The organism is Gemmata sp. SH-PL17, from assembly GCF_001610855.1.
GTDB classification, from domain to species: domain Bacteria; phylum Planctomycetota; class Planctomycetia; order Gemmatales; family Gemmataceae; genus Gemmata; species Gemmata massiliana.
On record NZ_CP011271.1, the window covers coordinates 1667775 to 1682946 of the forward strand.

Below are 15172 nucleotides of genomic sequence, written 5' to 3' on the forward strand. Positions count from 1 at the left end.
GAGATTATGAGTACACCCGAGAGGATTTGAACCTCTAACCCTCGGTTCCGAAGACGAATGCTCGTCAAAACCTGGATGTCGTTTAAATTCAATCTCTATCGGTACTTACACTGGCAGGTATCAAGCCTCCGTACCCAGCACTTCCTGCACATTATTGCAGGATTTTGCACGGTTGGGAATGCCATCTCTGCCAAACTCTGCCACTGGCCCTCGTGTCCGGCAAGCAGGAGAGTGAGGACGAAAATGCCGGCCGGGGGGCGCTGGCCGATAAGTTGGGCATCCGCGGGTACCCGCACACGCTGATCATCGGCCGCGACGGCACGTCATTGGCGGGTTCGGCGCGCGTGACGAGAAGGCGGCGGCCAAGCGGGTCGAATACCTCCTGAAGGAAGAGAGGAGATGACGCCCGGTTTACTACGTGACGAGTAACGGGTTCGTGACACACCAATACGAAGGGCGGGAACCACCCTTCGTCGTTTCACATGTAATTCACAGCGTTTCCGCACCGTTTATGGTGCATAAGAACAAAATTATGTATAAAAATAATAAGATTAAAAATTCTAACAATAATTAAGATATTTTTTCTTTATAGCATCCCGCTACAACCGGAATAGCGACTGGACCAAGGTCGGCCGGTGAGTGGTTTGTTCGAGCAACGGAGAATCGTCCGCTAAAGCAACCGCTTCTTTCGCTGTTTTCCCCGGTTTCTCACCGTCGGTTTTGGGTTGTTTACTCCCACTGATTGAGCAGCCTCGCTCGACGGTCTTACCGCCAAGTACATCCCGTTCTCGTCAAGTCTGCCGCTAGCTTTTGCCCCCTGAAGGAGGGCGACGATAGCCACTGTACCGAGGACCAGCGCGCCGAAGATCATCACCGCCCCGCCAACAAGAATAGCCGTGTCCATAAGTTCTCCTTCTCGGCCGAAGATGCATCGGGTACTATCTGGTGTGTGAAAAATTGGCCGAATCGCCGAGGTAGATCGGACCGCCCGTCATCCCCTGCTTCGATGCCAACTACCTGTTTTGCCTTCCGAGGCTGGAAGGCGAGAGAACATCCGCCACATTTCCCAGTCACTAATCCATTGTGACGGCCACGCGGGATTTGAACATTCGCGCCCGGCGCGCTAGCGCGCCGGGCGCGCCATTGCGAATGGACTGAAGAGGTGATCCAATGGCTTACAGCACCGGTTTCCGGTAGCCCTGACCCGGCGTGATGCGGGGGAACGCCATGGCGAACAGCCCAAAAGGGGTAAAGCCCCTCTTGTTGACGCCAGACCAGTATCTGGGATTGTCACGAAAGTGGTGGGTATATCGAGACCGGGTGAACCCCATCAAGGAAGCGTTCACGACCGCTTTCGCCGAGCTCTTCACCCCCACAATCAACGGCATCCTCGCGCAGCGGGCAGCTTCTGGCCTAACCCCAGGGAATTGGACCCAACTCAGTGCCGCGATCAACCGGAACCGGGGACACCTCACCCGAGCGAAGAAGGCTGCCATACCGTCCGTTGATATGCTGTACACATTTGCCAGCGCCCTTCAGGTCGAAGCGGACGTGCTGCTCCCGAAGCTCAAACACTTGCTTCCAATCGCTACCAGATCGCTTGTTAGTGAGTACGGCATATCGGCTGGAATCAGCCAGAAGGAATCCGAGATCTACGCCTTCTACTTACTGATCGAATGCCCAGAATCCGATCTCGACTCTGCGACGATCAGGGCAGCAGCAGACTCGGCCGCGCCAACCTCTTTTAACGATGCCAAGCAGGCCATCCTCACAACAGCCGAGGCCGTTGGTGGGGTGTTGAGAAAGCACGTCGCGATCACTCTGCTGGAGAATCCCGTGAGCATAGTGGGAGGTGACCATGGCCGCTTCAAATGACTCGACGCGAGACAAGGAGCTTTTCCGGTACCTGTTCACAGTTGTCGATACCGATTGCGCAGTCGCAACGGAAGTTGCGATTGCCAGTGACGCCGAATTGAGGGCGAAGGCGGCCGTTCTCCAGACGGCTATTTCCAATGGATTTCTCAGCCTGGCCGTCCCGATCCCGAGCGAGTTCACCTGCGAGCAATTGGTGTTCGCGGCCCCCGCTTCTTCAAACCCAGCAACAGCAATTGGCAGTGGCCATCGCGCCGCGGCGGACCGCTCCGCTGCGCCCCGAGTGGGTCCCAAGCAGATCGCGTTCGACCAGGAAGCCCGCGCCGCCATGAAGCGCGGCTTCAGCAAACTGGCCCGCGCGGTGAATGTCACCCTCGGGCCGAAGGGCCGCAACGTCATCATCCAGAAGTCGTTCGGCAGCCCGACCGTCACCAAGGACGGCGTGACCGTGGCGAAGGAGATCCAGCTCCCGGACCACTACGAGAACATGGGCGCCGCGATGGTCAAGGAGGTCGCGTCGAAGACCTCCGACGTGGCCGGTGACGGTACCACCACCGCGACCGTGCTCGCGGAAGCGATCTTCAACGAGGGGCTGAAGGCCGTCGTCGCGGGCACCAACCCGATGCTCATGAAGCGCGGGATGGAAAAGGCCGTCGAGGACATCGTCGCCAAGCTCAAGGAAATGAGCATCCCGGTCGGCGGGAAGAAGGGCCTGGAGAACGTCGCCACCGTCGCCGCCAACGGCGACGCGGACATCGGCAAGAAGCTGGCCGAGGCGATGGACAAGGTCGGTAAGGACGGCGTCATCACCGTCGAAGAGGCCAAGACCATCGACACGAACTACGAGTTCGTCGAGGGGATGCAGTTCGACCGCGGCTACCTGTCGCCGTACTTCATCAACAACTCCGAAACGATGGAGTGCGAACTCGAAGACGCCTACGTCCTCGTGTACGAGAAGAAGATCAGCGCCGCCCGTGACATGCTCCCGATCCTGGAGAAGGTCGTCCAACAGGGCAAGCCGCTCCTCATCATCGCCGAAGAAGTCGACGGCGAAGCGCTCGCCACGCTCGTGGTGAACGTCATCAAGTCGAACTACGCCTTCAAGGTGTGCGCGGTGAAGGCCCCGGGCTACGGCGACCGCCGCAAGGCCATGCTCCAGGACATCGCGGTGCTCACCGGCGGCACCGCGATTTTTGAAGACCTGGGCATGAAGCTCGAAACCGTTACGCTCGAAGACCTGGGCACCGCCAAGAAGATCAAGGTGGACAAGGACAACACCACCGTCATCGAGGGCGGCGGCAAGAAGGCGGCGATCAAGGAGCGCATCGCCACCATCCAGAAGGAACTGGAAAAGAGCACCAGCGACTACGACAAGGAAAAGCTCCAGGAGCGCGTCGCGAAGCTGTCCGGCGGGGTCGCGAAGATCAACGTCGGCGGGGCGACCGAGAGCGAAGTGAAGGAAAAGAAGATGCGGGTCGAGGACGCGATGCACGCGACCAAGGCCGCGCACCAGGAAGGCACCCTGCCCGGCGGCGGCGTGGCCCTGCTCCGTGCCAGCACCGGTCTGAAGGCCGGCGCCAGCCTGACCGACGACGAGAAGGTCGGGTACAAGATCATCGTGCAAGCGTGCCGCGCGCCGGTGAAGCAGATCGCAGAGAACGCGGGCGAAGACGGCAACGTGGTCGCGAATGAAGTGCTCGCCAAGGACGACAAGAACTACGGGTACGACGCCCGCGCGGGCCGCTACGTGGACATGGTGGCAACCGGCATCATCGACCCGACGAAGGTGGTCCGCAGCGCGCTCCAGAATGCCGCCAGCGTCGCCACGCTGCTCCTCACCTCCGACGCGATGATCGCCGAAGAGCAGAAGAAGGAAAGCAAGAAGGACGCCGCCCCCGGCGCCTACGACGACATGTATTGAACCATTCGCAAGCGAGTGGATGACGGTTAACTACGGCCCGATGCAATCACCATGCTGACAGTTGCAGGCAAGCACGGCGCCACCCTTATAGCCGACTACGGGATTCTCCCGTTCGGGCTAAACGCAGTTTCTGGCTGCGCCAATTGGTTCAGAGAAGTCGGTATGTAGTGACAGGTTCGAGTCGGCAACAAATTATTGTGAATGTATTATCATTATATGACGGAGATATCGCGTATCGATTAGCTTACAGTGACCACGAGTTCAATACCGACGAGCAGAGAGCGCACGTTCTTAAATTAGATCACGCCCCCCTCACCCGCGCGTTTCGGTCAACCCTTGGGCTGCCGCAGTGGCGATCTGCTCCATTGTGCGGAAATCCACGTCCAACCCCGGCCCCGTCATTCCCGAACGCTCGCTTGGAGGCAATTTTGCCCCATTCGGCCGCCAGTTCCCGCAAACGGTCGTGTTCCTCAGCCGGGAAGCGCGGTGCGCTCATGATTCGTCCCACATTGCACTTGCGACGTATGCACCTCACGCATTTCCTATCCCGCTTGCACCACGTCGCAGAGCCCACCGCAAACCGTGGCGTAATCTCGAATGGGTAGCTCTCGAGTTCCGGAACTTGATCCGTGGCTCACCCGACGGTAATATCTTGTTTTTTATCGTCACCTTCGGAATTACTATTTTTTCATCACATGAAACCGTGTCACGCTCAGCACCCGGTGCCGGCAGACGAGTGCCGGGTGTGCTGGCTCGCCGCCCACGTGCGGGCGTACCAGCGCCTGTGGGGGCTCCCGGAAACCGGGGAACACGAACGCGTACCCGCGGGCGCGCCCGGACCGGGGCCCCTGACCTGGGGGGCGCCCGTGGTCGCGCCGTGTGCCCACTTGGGCTCACGCGAGCCCGGTCAACCGTGCGGGTCCCCGCTCCTGCGGTGCGCGCTCCACGGGGACCTCACGACCCGGTTCGCGGCGTGCTCCGGGGCCCAGCGGTGCTGCGCGCGGTGCCCGGACTACTGCTCCGCGGTCGCCCCTCTGCGCCCGGGGGATCCGGGCGTGGGGTTGGCGATCGGGTCGTACAAGTGGCCCGAACTGGTCGAGCTCCAGATCCGGGTGGCCCGCGCCACGTGTGGGCCGGTGCCGGTGCTCGTGAGCACCGACCACCCGGAAGGGGTGCCGGCGCTGGCCGCGGTGTGCGACCGGTACCCGGACGTGTACCTGTGGCCCAACGCGACCCGGCTCGGGCACACCGGGGGGGACCTGGCGGTGTACTGGAAGGGGGTCATGTGGGGGGCCGCGCGCGGGCTCGAAGTCGTGGCCAAGGTGTCCCAGCGCATGGTCTTCACCGGGGCGTACTGGCTTCAGGACGGGGCCCGGGAGCTGCTCGCGTCCGGGCTCCCGGTGGCGTCCCGGGCGTCCTCGGGGGCACCGCGCTGGCCGCTCCGGACAGAGGCCGCGCTCCTGGACGTGGGCGCGTGGCACCGGCCCGGGGTGCTCGGGCGGTGCGCCCCGGGCGCGTACTGGGGGCGCCGGGACGGCGGGTTCCCGGCCGAGGCCGCGGTCCTCGAGCTCGTGCGCGAGCTCCTGGGCGGGGTGTACTGGCCGTGGCCCGCGCTGCCCGTGGACCGGCGCGCGGGCGGCGCGTTCCTGTGGCACGAGAGCCACGCGGCCGACGAGTACCGGGCCCTCGCGGCCCGGTTCGGGGTCGCGCTCCCGGGGGACTTCCACACGGGCGGGTGGGACCAGGAGTACCGGGACGGGGTGTACAGCTATGGGTGAGTTCAGCGTCTCGGTGGTGATCGCGACGATCTCGCGCCCGACGCTCGCGCGGACCCTGGGGTCCCTGCGCGGGCAGGCGTGGGGACCCGGGGACGAGGTGCTCGTGGTCGGGGACGGGTCCCAGCCGGTGGCGCGCGAGCTGTTCGAGCAGTTCGGGCTCCCGGGGCGGTTCGTCGAGAACCCGGGACCCACGGGCACCTGGGGGCACCACGCGCGCAACTGGGTGCTCGACACGCGCCTGGCCCGGGGCGCGTACCTGATGGCCCTGGACGACGACGACGAGTACCACCCGGGGGCGCTCGCGGCCGTGCGCCGGGCCCTCGGGGAGAACCCGGGGCGCCCGCACATCTTCCGGATGACCGGGCACCCGCTCAACCCGCTGTTGTGGGCGCGCCCGGTGCTCGAGGTCGGGAACCTGGGGACCCCGATGCTCGTGTTCCCGAACGACCCGGCCCGGCTCGGGCGGTACGGGATGTGGGGGGCCGGGGATTTCGACTTTTGCGCGCAGACCTGCGCGCACTTTCCGGACGGCCCGGTGTGGCGCGAGGAGCCCGTGTGCATGGTGCGCCCGTGGGGCGCCCGGGCGCGGTGACGAAGGGATCACATGCCTGATACATCGATTTGTGTTCTGATCCCGAGTATCGGGCGCCCGACGCTCGGGCGCCTGCTCGCGAGCGTTCGCGAGCAGGACCTGCTCCCGGGCGATGAGGTGCTCCTGGTCAGTGACGACCGGCACGGGGACGTGGCCCGGGTCTGGGCCGGCGCGGGTTTGCCGGGGCGCCACGTGGCCCTCGAGGGCGGCCCGTACCGGGACTGGGGGCACACCCCGCGCAACCGGACCCTCCCCCTCGTCCGGACCGGGTACGTGACCCACGCCGACGACGACGACGTGCTGCTCCCCGGGGCCCTGGCCCGGGTCCGAGGCGCCCTGCGCGCGCACCCGGGCGCGTTCCACGTGTTCCCGTTCGTGCACCACGCGGACGGGCACCTGGTGGGGACGGCGCGGGTTCTGGCCCACGGGCACGTCGGGACCCCGAACCTGGTTCACCCGGTCGGGATCCCGCTCGGCCGGTGGGGCGAGATGCACGGGGGCGACGGGGCGTTCATTTGCGAGACGGTCGCCCTCAACCCGGACCGGGAGGTGCACTGGCACCCGAGCCCGCACTACTTCGCGCACCCGCCCGCGGACCTGCCCCTGGCCGACTGCTACGCCGCCGGGTACCGGGTCGCTCGCGCGCATGTCCCGGGGCTGCGGTTGGTGCCGGCCAAGGCGGACTGGGTCGATCTCGCCGGGCACGGGGGCGGGGCCGGGCGCGAGGACTGTCAGGCCGGGTGGCACGAGCTCGCCGCGGGACTGTTCGCGGGGGCCGACGTGCTGGACGTCGGGGCCGGTCTCGGGTTCTCGCGCCTGCGCCTGGCCCCGGCGGCCGGGCGGCTGCGCCTCCAGGACCCGGGACCGGGGCTCCCGGTCGACCTCTCGTGCCCGGTCGCGGAGCTCCCGAAGGGCGACGCCGGGGTGGTGACCGCGTTCGACGTGCTCGAGCACGTGGAGGACGATCTGGGGTTCGTCGGGGCCCTGGTCCGCGCGGCCACCCGGTTCGTGTTCCTGACCACCCCGAACTGGAACGTGTCCCGGGCCGCGAACCCGCACCACTGCCGCGAGTACACCCCGGCCCAACTGCTCGCCCTGGTCGAGGACCTGCCGGTGGCGGGCCTCTGGATCGGGGATTCGAGTGGTTGGAACGCGCGGGTCGTCGACCGCACCGAGTTTACGGGGCACGCGGAACCGCATCAGGCCGTCCTGCTCCGGTGCCCGGAAACCTCACGATTAGGGACAACGGGCTCGTGGTGAGCGCGGCCGTCGCCACGAGCGAATGGAGGGCCGTCAGTACGGCCCGGTTCCCGACCGCGCGGTGCGTACCCACGGCGGATCAGTGAAAGAGTGGTCCGCCGGGCGCGTGATTACCTGCCCGGGGACTCGTCCATGCCCGCGTTCGACCAAGCGCGTTGTCCCGCGGTACGAGGCCCGGGCGCTGCCGCGTAGCCCCGGGCACCCGGGATCAGTACGGGACCGAACGGGTCACGCGAGGCCCCCTAGATCGCGCAAGGCGGCCGCGGTCTCGGCGTGGTCGGGCGCGGTGGCCAGGACCGCGCGCCACGCGCCGGCGGCCCCGGCCCGGTCCCCGGTCGCGCGCAGCGCGTACCCGAGGCACACCCGGGTCTCGAGCGCCCCGGGGCGCAGCTCGAGCGCGCGCCGGAACGCGCCGGCGGCCTCGGCGGCCCGGTCCGAGCGGAGCAGCACCGCGCCCAGGTTGTGGTGCGCGGCCGGGTCGTGCGGGGCCAAAGCCGTCAGGGCCCGGAGCACGCGTGCGGCCGGTTCGTCGGCCCCGGCCGCGAAGTATTCGCGGGCCAGGAGCCGGAGCGGTTCCGGGTCCGCGGGGGCCCCCGCGGCCGCGCGCTCCCACGCGGCCCGGGCCGCGGGTCCGTCCCCCGGGCCGCGGCCACGCGCCCGGCGAGCACGTGCCCCTCGAGCGCCAGGGCGGGGTCCGCGCCGAGGCCCCGGGCCAGTTCGTCGGCCTCGGCGAGCCGGTCCCGGAGCACCAGGAACTCGCCCCACCCGCGCCACCCGGCCCGGTACCCGGGTGCGTCCCGGACGACCGCGCGCCACGCGGCCTCGGCCTCGGCCCACTCGCCCAGGTCCGCGTGCGCCGCGGCCAGGTTCTGGTGCGCCTTGAACCCGGTGACCCCGCGGTCCAGGCTCGCGAAGTACCGGTCCCCGGGGGCCGCGAGCACCCGGTGGTACGCCGCGACGGCCTCGCGCGGGCGCCCGGCCGCGTGCAACAGCACCCCGTGCCGGAACCGGAGCTCGAGGTCGCCCGGGCACTCGGCGAGCCCGGTCTCGCACGCGCCCAGGGCCCGGCCCGGTCCCCCGCGGCCGCGCGGCAGTACGCGAGCAGCGCGTGCGCCTTGCGCCGGTGCGAGTCCCCGGGCGCGGAGTTGCGCAGGCTGTCCCCCAGGTACCCGGCCGCGCGCCCGGGCTCGCCCACGTCCGCGTACGTCATCCCCAGGTTGAACAGGGTGAACGGGTGCCCGGGGCGCTCGTCGATCTCGCGGTGCAGGATCCGCAGGTCCCGGTCCCGCTTGCGCACCTGGCCCGCCGGGGTGTGGTCGTACCCGGCGTGGACCACGAACAGGTCGGTCCACGCGACCTCCCCTCCGGCCCGGCGGATCGCGGGCAGGATCTGCTCGTGGATCCGGTGCTCGAACCGGAGCTCGGGCCGGTTCCGGAACAGTTTGACGTGGTCCACCACGGTCAGGTCGTCGGTCCCGGGCGGGCCCGGGCAGTGGACCCGGACCACGTACCCGAGCACCGCGGCCCCGTGCGGCCCGCGGGCCAGGTCCCGGAGCGCGCGCCCGTTGGGCGCGTCGATCACGTCGTCCGAGTCCATCCAGAACACCCACGCCCCGCGCGCGTGGCGCACGGACTCGTTGCGGGCCGCGGAGAAGTCGTCGACCCACGGGAAGTGGAACACCCGGGCCCCCAGCCCGGCGGCGATTTCGGGGGTGCCGTCGACCGAGCCCGTGTCCACCACGACGAGTTCGTCGACCCACGGGCGCAGGCTCTCCAGGCACGCCCTGATCGTGCCCGCGTTGTCGCGCACGATCAGGCACCCGGACAGGTGCACGGGGCCCGAGTGGCGGGTCAGGACCAACCCGCCCCCGGGGTGCGTGCGGACCCCGAACTCGTCCCGGGGCGCGCCCGGCCCCCGGTCGCACCCGGACCGTCCGGAGGGGCCTGGGGGCCCCACTTGGCGCGGAACCGCTCGGCGTTCCGCGCCAGGAGCGCGGTGTAGTCGATTCCGGTGGCGCGGAACGTCGCGCCGCCGACGTGGTGTACGAACGCGTCCCGGGCGATCACGGCCCGGAACCCGGCCGCCCGGGCCCGGTGGCAGTAGTCGTCGTCCTCGAAGTTCCCGAGCCCGAACCCCTCGTCCAGGAGCCCCACCGCGTCGATCACGGCCCGGGAGATCAGCAGGCAGAACCCCACGAGCCGGTCCGTGCCCTCGGTGCGCCCCGCGTGCCGGCGCGCGTGCTCCCAGGCGAACCCGTCGAGCCCGCCCAGGTCCCACTCGTCGTACGTCACCGGGACCTGCTGGTCCCCGCTCACCCGGTTCGAGCACGGGCCCGCGAGCCCGACGCCCGGGCCCGAGCGGAGCGCCCCAGGAGCCGGGCGAGCCACCCGGTGGTGGGCACGGTGTCGTTGTTGAGGAGCAGCACCTGGGCCCCGGCGGCGGCGCGGATCCCCTGGTTGCACGCGACCGGGAATCCCCGGTTGTCGGGGTTCAGGACCACGCGCACGCGCGGGTCCGCGGCGGCCAGGGCCCGGAGGTACTCGGGGGTCCCGTCGGCGGACCCGTTGTCCACGAACACGAGCTCGTACGGCTCGTCGGTCAGGAGCCGGATCCCGTCCACGCACCGGCGCGTGAAGTGGAGCTGGTTGTGGGTCGGGATCACAACGGACGTGAGCCCGGGGTCCGGGTCCGGGCGCGGGCGCGCGGCCCCGAGCCACTGGTACGCGTAGAACTCCTCGGCGTCGGCCGGGTCCAGGCCCCCGACCCGGAGCCCGCCCGCGGCGACCTCGCCGGGGCGCCCGGCCGCGGCCCAGTCCTCGTACCCGGGCCCCGGGACCGGGACCAGTTCGGGCACCGCGAACCCGGCCCGGAACAGGAGCTTCTCGATCTCGCGCCGGGTGAAGAACCGCAGGTGCGTGTGGTCCAACAGCCCGGCCGGCTCGTACGTCCAGTCCCCGCCCAGGAGCGCGCGCACGACCGTGTGGTGGCGCACGTTGGGGAGACTCACGACCAGAACCCCCTCGGGCCGGAGCCAGGCGCGGACCCGTTTCAGGAGCGCGAGCGGGTCGCGCAGGTGCTCGAGCACATCCCCGCACACGACCGCGTCGAACGAGTGGTCGGGGAACGGCCAGTCCAGGGCCTCGGCGTCGCCCTCGAGCACCAGGTCGAGCCGGGCCCGCGCGGCGGCCGCGGCCCCCGGGTCGTGTTCGACCCCGACCACGCGGCACGCCTGGCGCGCCTTGAGCGCGGCCCCGAGGCGCCCGGCCCCGCACCCGAGGTCCACCACGTCGGCCGCGGTCTCGGGCACTAGCGCGAGCAACTCGGGCCGGTCGAACTCGAAGTACCCGGGATCGAACGCGGGCGCGGGCTCCGGGTTTCGAGCGGCCGGGGGCGACACGGGCACCGTGTGGGGCCGAGCGGCGGCCGCGGCCAGGACCCGCTCCATCCGGTGCCGGTACGTGTGGCGCGCGGCGACCTCGGCGCGCCCGGCCCGGGCCACCCGCTCCCGCGCCTCCGGGCGCGCCAGGTAGAACCGGACCTTGTCGAGCAGGTCCTCGGGACCTGAATACGTGACCAGGTGCTCCCCGTCCCGGAACAGTTCGTCCTGACCCGCGTCCGGGGGCAGCGCGTTGGTGACCAGGAGCGGGCCGCACGCGAGGGCCTCGAACACGCGCATGTTCAGGTCGTCGCGCACGGACCGGTTGAACGCGACCCGGGTCCCCGAGTACACCCGGGCCATCTCGTCGAAGTACGCGGTGCCCGTAAAGTGGTTCGGGAGGTGCCGGGCCAGGAGCTCGAGGAGCTCGGTGCGCGGGCCCGGGAATCGGTTCCCGACGAAGCACCAGTCGCGCCCGACTCCGACCGGGTGCGGGCGGTGGACCCCCGGGTCGCACGCGAGCGGGAGCCACTCGGCGCCCGCGACCCCGGCCCGCTCCAGGGCCCCGGCCCCGGGCTTTTGGGCCGCGAACGTGAGGTCCGCGGCCCGTGCCTGGGTCAGGCACCGGTCGGGCCCCAGGTGCGTGTCGATGGCCCACCACGCGAGCGGGCGCAGGTGCCCCGGGACCGGGTACTCGAGCCCGTCGTCGACCCGCAGGAACAGGTCGAAGTCGGCCGGGGCCATCGCGCCCAGTTGGTCCGGGCGCGCGTGCGCCACCGGGCCCAACTCCCGGAGCGCGCGCAGGCAGTACCCCCCGGTCGTCTCGGGCCGGTCCCGGTCGTCGTAGATCACGCACACGCGCATAAGGTACCCGTCCCGACGCCCCGATGTTCACATCCCGCCGCGGGCCGATCGGCCCGTTTTCGGCGGGAGGACACGTTACCAGTAGGCGACCGCCGAAGCCCCGCCCGCGTCCCGGTGCTGGACCGCCCCCCCGTCCCGGTAACTCGTGAACGCCGCACCCGGGAAGTTGGCCGGGTACGCCGTGCCGCGCACCAGCGCCCCGCCGCCGCTCGCGTTGTTCAGCGAGTAATCTTTCGAAGCGGCGCTCGTGAACGGGTCGGACGTGAGGGCGACGTCGTCGAACCCGGCCGCCACGCCCGAGTAGCTCCCGGACGCGCTGGTGTAGTGGAAGTTCCGGCGCGTCAGGCGAACGTTCAGGTCCGTCTCGACTTGCGGGTCCAGGCACTCGATGTTGAACCCGGAGCCCCCGGCCCCGTTCGCCCCGAAGACCGTGTTCGAGAGGTCGAGCGTGGTCGAGAAACTGGTCTTGGCCGCGGACCTGATACCGGACCCCCCGTTGCCCCAGACGACCGAATCCTTCACCGTGATCGCGACGCCGCTCGAGCTCGAAACGTCGTTCACGCCGACCGCCCCGTTGCTCGTCACGAGACATTTCTCGAGGTACACGGTGGTCGTCGAGCCGTTCGTCGTCCGGACCCCGTCGGCGGGGTTGTTGTGGATCCAGCACCCGTACAGGTACGCGGCCCCTTGGACCAAGAGGGCGGCACTCACGGAGGTCGTGTTCTTGACCTCGACGGACTCCAGGACCACGACGTTGAGGAACCCGACCGACGCGAACACGCCCAGGCACCCGTCGACGACGCAGTCCTGAACGTAGAGCGGCGTGGTCCCGGACGTGACCGCGTTGAACGCGCCCCCCCGCGTCGACGCCGAGTGCGAGAAGTAGATGTGGCGGAACACCGTGTAATCGTTGTCGTTCAGCGTGATCAGGTTGCTACTGTTCGCCGCGTTCGTGACGGTCGGGCGCCCGTCCCGGGCCCCCGGGGTCGTGGTGTACCCCTCGAACGTGTTGCGCCCGTTGGTCGCGTCGCCCTTGAGGCCCGCGGTGAGCGCGATCGCGGCCGTGAGCTGGTACGGGCTCGAGGGGCCGTTGTTCTTGATGTAAACCGTGTTCCCGCCCCCGCTGATGTTGGCGATCGCGGTCGGGACGTCGGCGTACGCCTGGGCCGGGCTGTCGCCGCTGAAGCCGTTGTTGCCGTTCACGTTGTCCACGTACTTCGTCGCGCCCGCCACGAGCCACCTCGCGCTTCGGTTACGCGGACCGGGACCGGGAGGGCCCCGGACCGCAACGGAATCAACTGTTCTGGAGCAGGATCAGGAGGTAGACCGTGACGTCCTGGCCCGCGACCGTGCTCCCCACCTGGTCGACGTCGATGGTCAGCAGGTCGCCCTCGGCCACCGTGGTCGTGTTAAAGGTCGACTGGGTCCCGCTGGTCGCCCCGGCCGCGATCTTCAGCCGGTTCGCCTGCGTGGACCAGATGGTCGCCCCGTTGACGTTAATATCGAACACCAGGTCCGCGCCGGTGGGGCCGGTTTTGGCCGCGGCGAACGCCTTGGTGACGGTCCCGGCCCGGGGCGCGATGACCGCGTTCGTCTTGTTCGCTCCGGTCGTGGCCGGGGCGCCCAGGGCCAGGAGGAACGTCGGGCCCGACGGGTACCCCTGGCCGCTCGCGTTGAACCCGGGCAGGTCGGTCGCCGCCAGGGCGCGGAACGCGGGGCCCCGGCCCCGCCCGACGCCGGGCCGGCCAGCACGGTGCCGGACGCCTGGTCGGCGCTGATCGCCCCGAGCGCGTTCATCGCGGCGGCGGTGAGCACCTGGGTGACGGTGGCCCCGGTGGCGTGGGCGGCCCCGGTCGTGCCCTCGACCGGGCGCGTGGCGGTCCACGAGGTCCCGCTCACCGCGGTCACGAGCATGAGCTCGTTATCGATGCGCACCCGGAAGTTGCCCGCGCTCGGGAACGCGCTCGCGCTAAATACCGTAAAAACGATGGGCGCGGTCCCGGCCGCGATCGGGGCGGTCAACGTGGTCTGTGCGGCGTTCGCGAACCGCTCGACGGCCATAGCTGCTCCCTCGTTTAAGCAAGATGGAACGCGCTCGCGCCGGGGCACGGCCCCGCGGCTCGAGCGCGAGCCGTGATCACGCGGGGGGGCCGCGCCGCCCCCCGGGCCCGTACCGAAGGCCCGGGCGTACGCGGGCCAGCGGTCCAGGTGGGCCTCGTGGTCCGCGTCCCACATGACCCGGGCGTCCGGGTCGCCCAGGTCGGCGACCCGGTACCCGAGCGCGAGCACCTGCTCCATCAGGTGCCCGGGCCGGTGCTCGAACGCGAGGCACTGGTCCCGGGTCACCACCTTCGCCACCGGGAACCGGAGCCGCGCGGCCACGTCGCGCCGGACCAGGAACCCCGCGGTCCGGCAGTGGCGCTCGGACTCGAGCCCGCTCCAGCGCCCGGGCCAGTACCCGAACCGCCCGGCCACGAGCCCGACCCCCGGGTCCCGGGCCTTGTCCATGAACCGGAGCAGGAAGTCCGGGCGCACGGGCACGAAGTCGTCGGTGCACCAGAGCAGGTATTCCCAGTCCGGGAGGGCCCCGGCGAACCGCCCGGTCACCACGTCCTGGAGCGCCCCGATGTCGAACCCCACGTTCTCGCGCGGCACGTACGCGTCGGGCCGGCCCGCGGTGATCGCGCGCGTGGCGACCGGGTCCGCGCGGTCCCGGTTGTGGACCACGGCCAGGCGCGCGGGCCCGCGCGCGGACCGGTGCCACGCGGCGAGCCAGCGATCGGCGTTCGCGCTCCGGTCGTACACCACGAGCCCGACCAGGGTCTTCGCGAGCACCGCATCGGGCACCTCGGGCAGCGGGCCGTCCGCCCCGGTCCCGGCGCACGCCCGGTGCGCCCGGGCGAACGCGACCGCGCCCTCGTACCGGGCCCGGGTCGCCGGATCCCGGACCCACTCGCGCGCGTACCACGCGTGGAGCACCAGGGGGCCGCTCGGGCCTCGCACCAGCGTGCTGGTCCCGTCGCGCCAGGTCGCGGCCCGAGCCTCAGCACGCGCTCCCCGGCTCCCAGGAGCGCGAAGAACACCCCGTAATACGGCTCGAAGTCGTCGAACGCGAACGGCCCGGTCGGCTCGAACGGGGCCAGGGCGCGCTCGTACTCGGGCGCGTGGCGCAGGGCCGCGACGCGGTCCCAGTCGGCCCACGCGGCCCGGCACCGGCGCAGGTCGAACACGTTGAAGAACGCGTTGCACGCGGCCGGTTGTGGCCCGGATTGGGACTGCGCCCTCCGTCCGGCCACCCCGCACGCCGCGTACCCACCCGCTCCATGTGACGATCAAGCGCCAGGAGCCGGGCGGGTCCAGGAGGAAGCGCGTCCTCGTCCAGGTTCAAACGACCCAGTCCGCGTCGGAGCCCGGGCCAGGTACCGGGAAGATACTCCGAGCGGCCCAGCTTCGGTGACCCGCACTCCGGTGCGCCTGGCCGGTCCGTCGAACGTGAGGAATTCGCCCG

At 69.9% G+C, this 15172-nt stretch carries 13 protein-coding genes and 1 pseudogene; 5 read left to right on the forward strand and 9 right to left on the reverse strand.

Annotation, left to right across the window (positions count from 1 at the left end):
• Positions 1 to 670 precede the first annotated feature (670 nt).
• Positions 671 to 904, reverse strand: coding sequence for a hypothetical protein (locus tag VT84_RS06920; protein WP_082839011.1), 234 nt, complete (start codon positions 902 to 904; stop codon positions 671 to 673).
• Between the two features lie 416 nt (positions 905 to 1320).
• Between VT84_RS06920 and VT84_RS06925 the strand changes: the two genes are divergently transcribed.
• From VT84_RS06925 to VT84_RS06945, 5 genes are all read left to right on the forward strand, one after another.
• On the forward strand, positions 1321 to 1875 hold the full coding sequence (locus VT84_RS06925) for a hypothetical protein (protein WP_082839012.1): 555 nt from the start codon (positions 1321 to 1323) through the stop codon (positions 1873 to 1875).
• Between the two features lie 325 nt (positions 1876 to 2200).
• Entirely contained in the window at positions 2201 to 3793 is a 1593-nt protein-coding gene (gene groL / locus VT84_RS06930) for a chaperonin GroEL (protein ID WP_082843232.1), read from the forward strand.
• 743 nt (positions 3794 to 4536) lie between these two features.
• Positions 4537 to 5571, forward strand: a complete 1035-nt coding sequence (locus VT84_RS38215; RefSeq protein ID WP_157469282.1) for a hypothetical protein — start codon at positions 4537 to 4539, stop codon at positions 5569 to 5571.
• Positions 5564 to 6163: a glycosyltransferase family 2 protein gene (locus tag VT84_RS06940; protein ID WP_082839014.1), complete on the forward strand. Its 600-nt coding sequence runs from the start codon at positions 5564 to 5566 to the stop codon at positions 6161 to 6163. The genes VT84_RS38215 and VT84_RS06940 overlap by 8 nt, the downstream gene beginning before the upstream one ends.
• Before the next feature lie 12 nt (positions 6164 to 6175).
• Positions 6176 to 7423, forward strand: a complete 1248-nt coding sequence (locus VT84_RS06945) for a glycosyltransferase (protein ID WP_082839015.1) — start codon at positions 6176 to 6178, stop codon at positions 7421 to 7423.
• Between the two features lie 228 nt (positions 7424 to 7651).
• On the opposite strand, the gene VT84_RS40575 is transcribed toward VT84_RS06945, so the two are convergent.
• The 8 genes and pseudogenes from VT84_RS40575 to VT84_RS06970 form a co-directional block, all read right to left on the reverse strand.
• A complete protein-coding gene (locus VT84_RS40575; protein ID WP_239465958.1) occupies positions 7652 to 7936 on the reverse strand; it encodes a tetratricopeptide repeat protein in 285 nt (94 codons plus the stop codon).
• Positions 7921 to 8418, reverse strand: coding sequence for a hypothetical protein (locus tag VT84_RS40580; protein WP_239465959.1), 498 nt, complete (start codon positions 8416 to 8418; stop codon positions 7921 to 7923). Before VT84_RS40580 ends, VT84_RS40575 begins: the two co-directional genes overlap by 16 nt.
• 632 nt (positions 8419 to 9050) lie before the next feature.
• A pseudogene (locus VT84_RS41975) lies at positions 9051 to 9380 on the reverse strand (glycosyltransferase); the annotation flags it as partial.
• The gene (locus tag VT84_RS39495) at positions 9275 to 9715 is read right to left on the reverse strand and encodes a glycosyltransferase family 2 protein (protein ID WP_162271629.1); all 441 of its coding nucleotides are present in this window, start codon (positions 9713 to 9715) and stop codon (positions 9275 to 9277) included. The gene VT84_RS39495 and the pseudogene VT84_RS41975, both read right to left, overlap by 106 nt.
• A 20-nt stretch (positions 9716 to 9735) precedes the next feature.
• Positions 9736 to 11664 (reverse strand): glycosyltransferase, encoded by a 1929-nt coding sequence (locus tag VT84_RS06955; RefSeq protein ID WP_082839016.1) that lies wholly within the window; start codon positions 11662 to 11664, stop codon positions 9736 to 9738.
• A 75-nt stretch (positions 11665 to 11739) separates the two neighbouring features.
• Positions 11740 to 12897, reverse strand: coding sequence for a right-handed parallel beta-helix repeat-containing protein (locus VT84_RS06960; RefSeq protein WP_082839017.1), 1158 nt, complete (start codon positions 12895 to 12897; stop codon positions 11740 to 11742).
• A 61-nt stretch (positions 12898 to 12958) separates the two neighbouring features.
• On the reverse strand, positions 12959 to 13174 hold the full coding sequence (locus VT84_RS06965) for a hypothetical protein (protein WP_082839018.1): 216 nt from the start codon (positions 13172 to 13174) through the stop codon (positions 12959 to 12961).
• On the reverse strand, positions 13117 to 14643 hold the full coding sequence (locus VT84_RS06970) for a hypothetical protein (RefSeq protein WP_082839019.1): 1527 nt from the start codon (positions 14641 to 14643) through the stop codon (positions 13117 to 13119). Before VT84_RS06970 ends, VT84_RS06965 begins: the two co-directional genes overlap by 58 nt.
• Positions 14644 to 15172 lie beyond the last annotated feature (529 nt).

What these genes read in the sequence shown, in the direction of transcription:
- VT84_RS06920 (WP_082839011.1), bottom strand. Translation starts at nt 904, where the DNA reads ATGGACACGGCTATTCTTGTTGGCGGGGCGGTGATGATCTTCGGCGCG.
- groL (WP_082843232.1), top strand. Translation starts at nt 2,201, where the DNA reads ATGAAGCGCGGCTTCAGCAAACTGGCCCGCGCGGTGAATGTCACCCTC.
- VT84_RS06940 (WP_082839014.1), top strand. Translation starts at nt 5,564, where the DNA reads ATGGGTGAGTTCAGCGTCTCGGTGGTGATCGCGACGATCTCGCGCCCG.
- VT84_RS06945 (WP_082839015.1), top strand. Translation starts at nt 6,176, where the DNA reads ATGCCTGATACATCGATTTGTGTTCTGATCCCGAGTATCGGGCGCCCG.
- VT84_RS06955 (WP_082839016.1), bottom strand. Translation starts at nt 11,664, where the DNA reads ATGCGCGTGTGCGTGATCTACGACGACCGGGACCGGCCCGAGACGACC.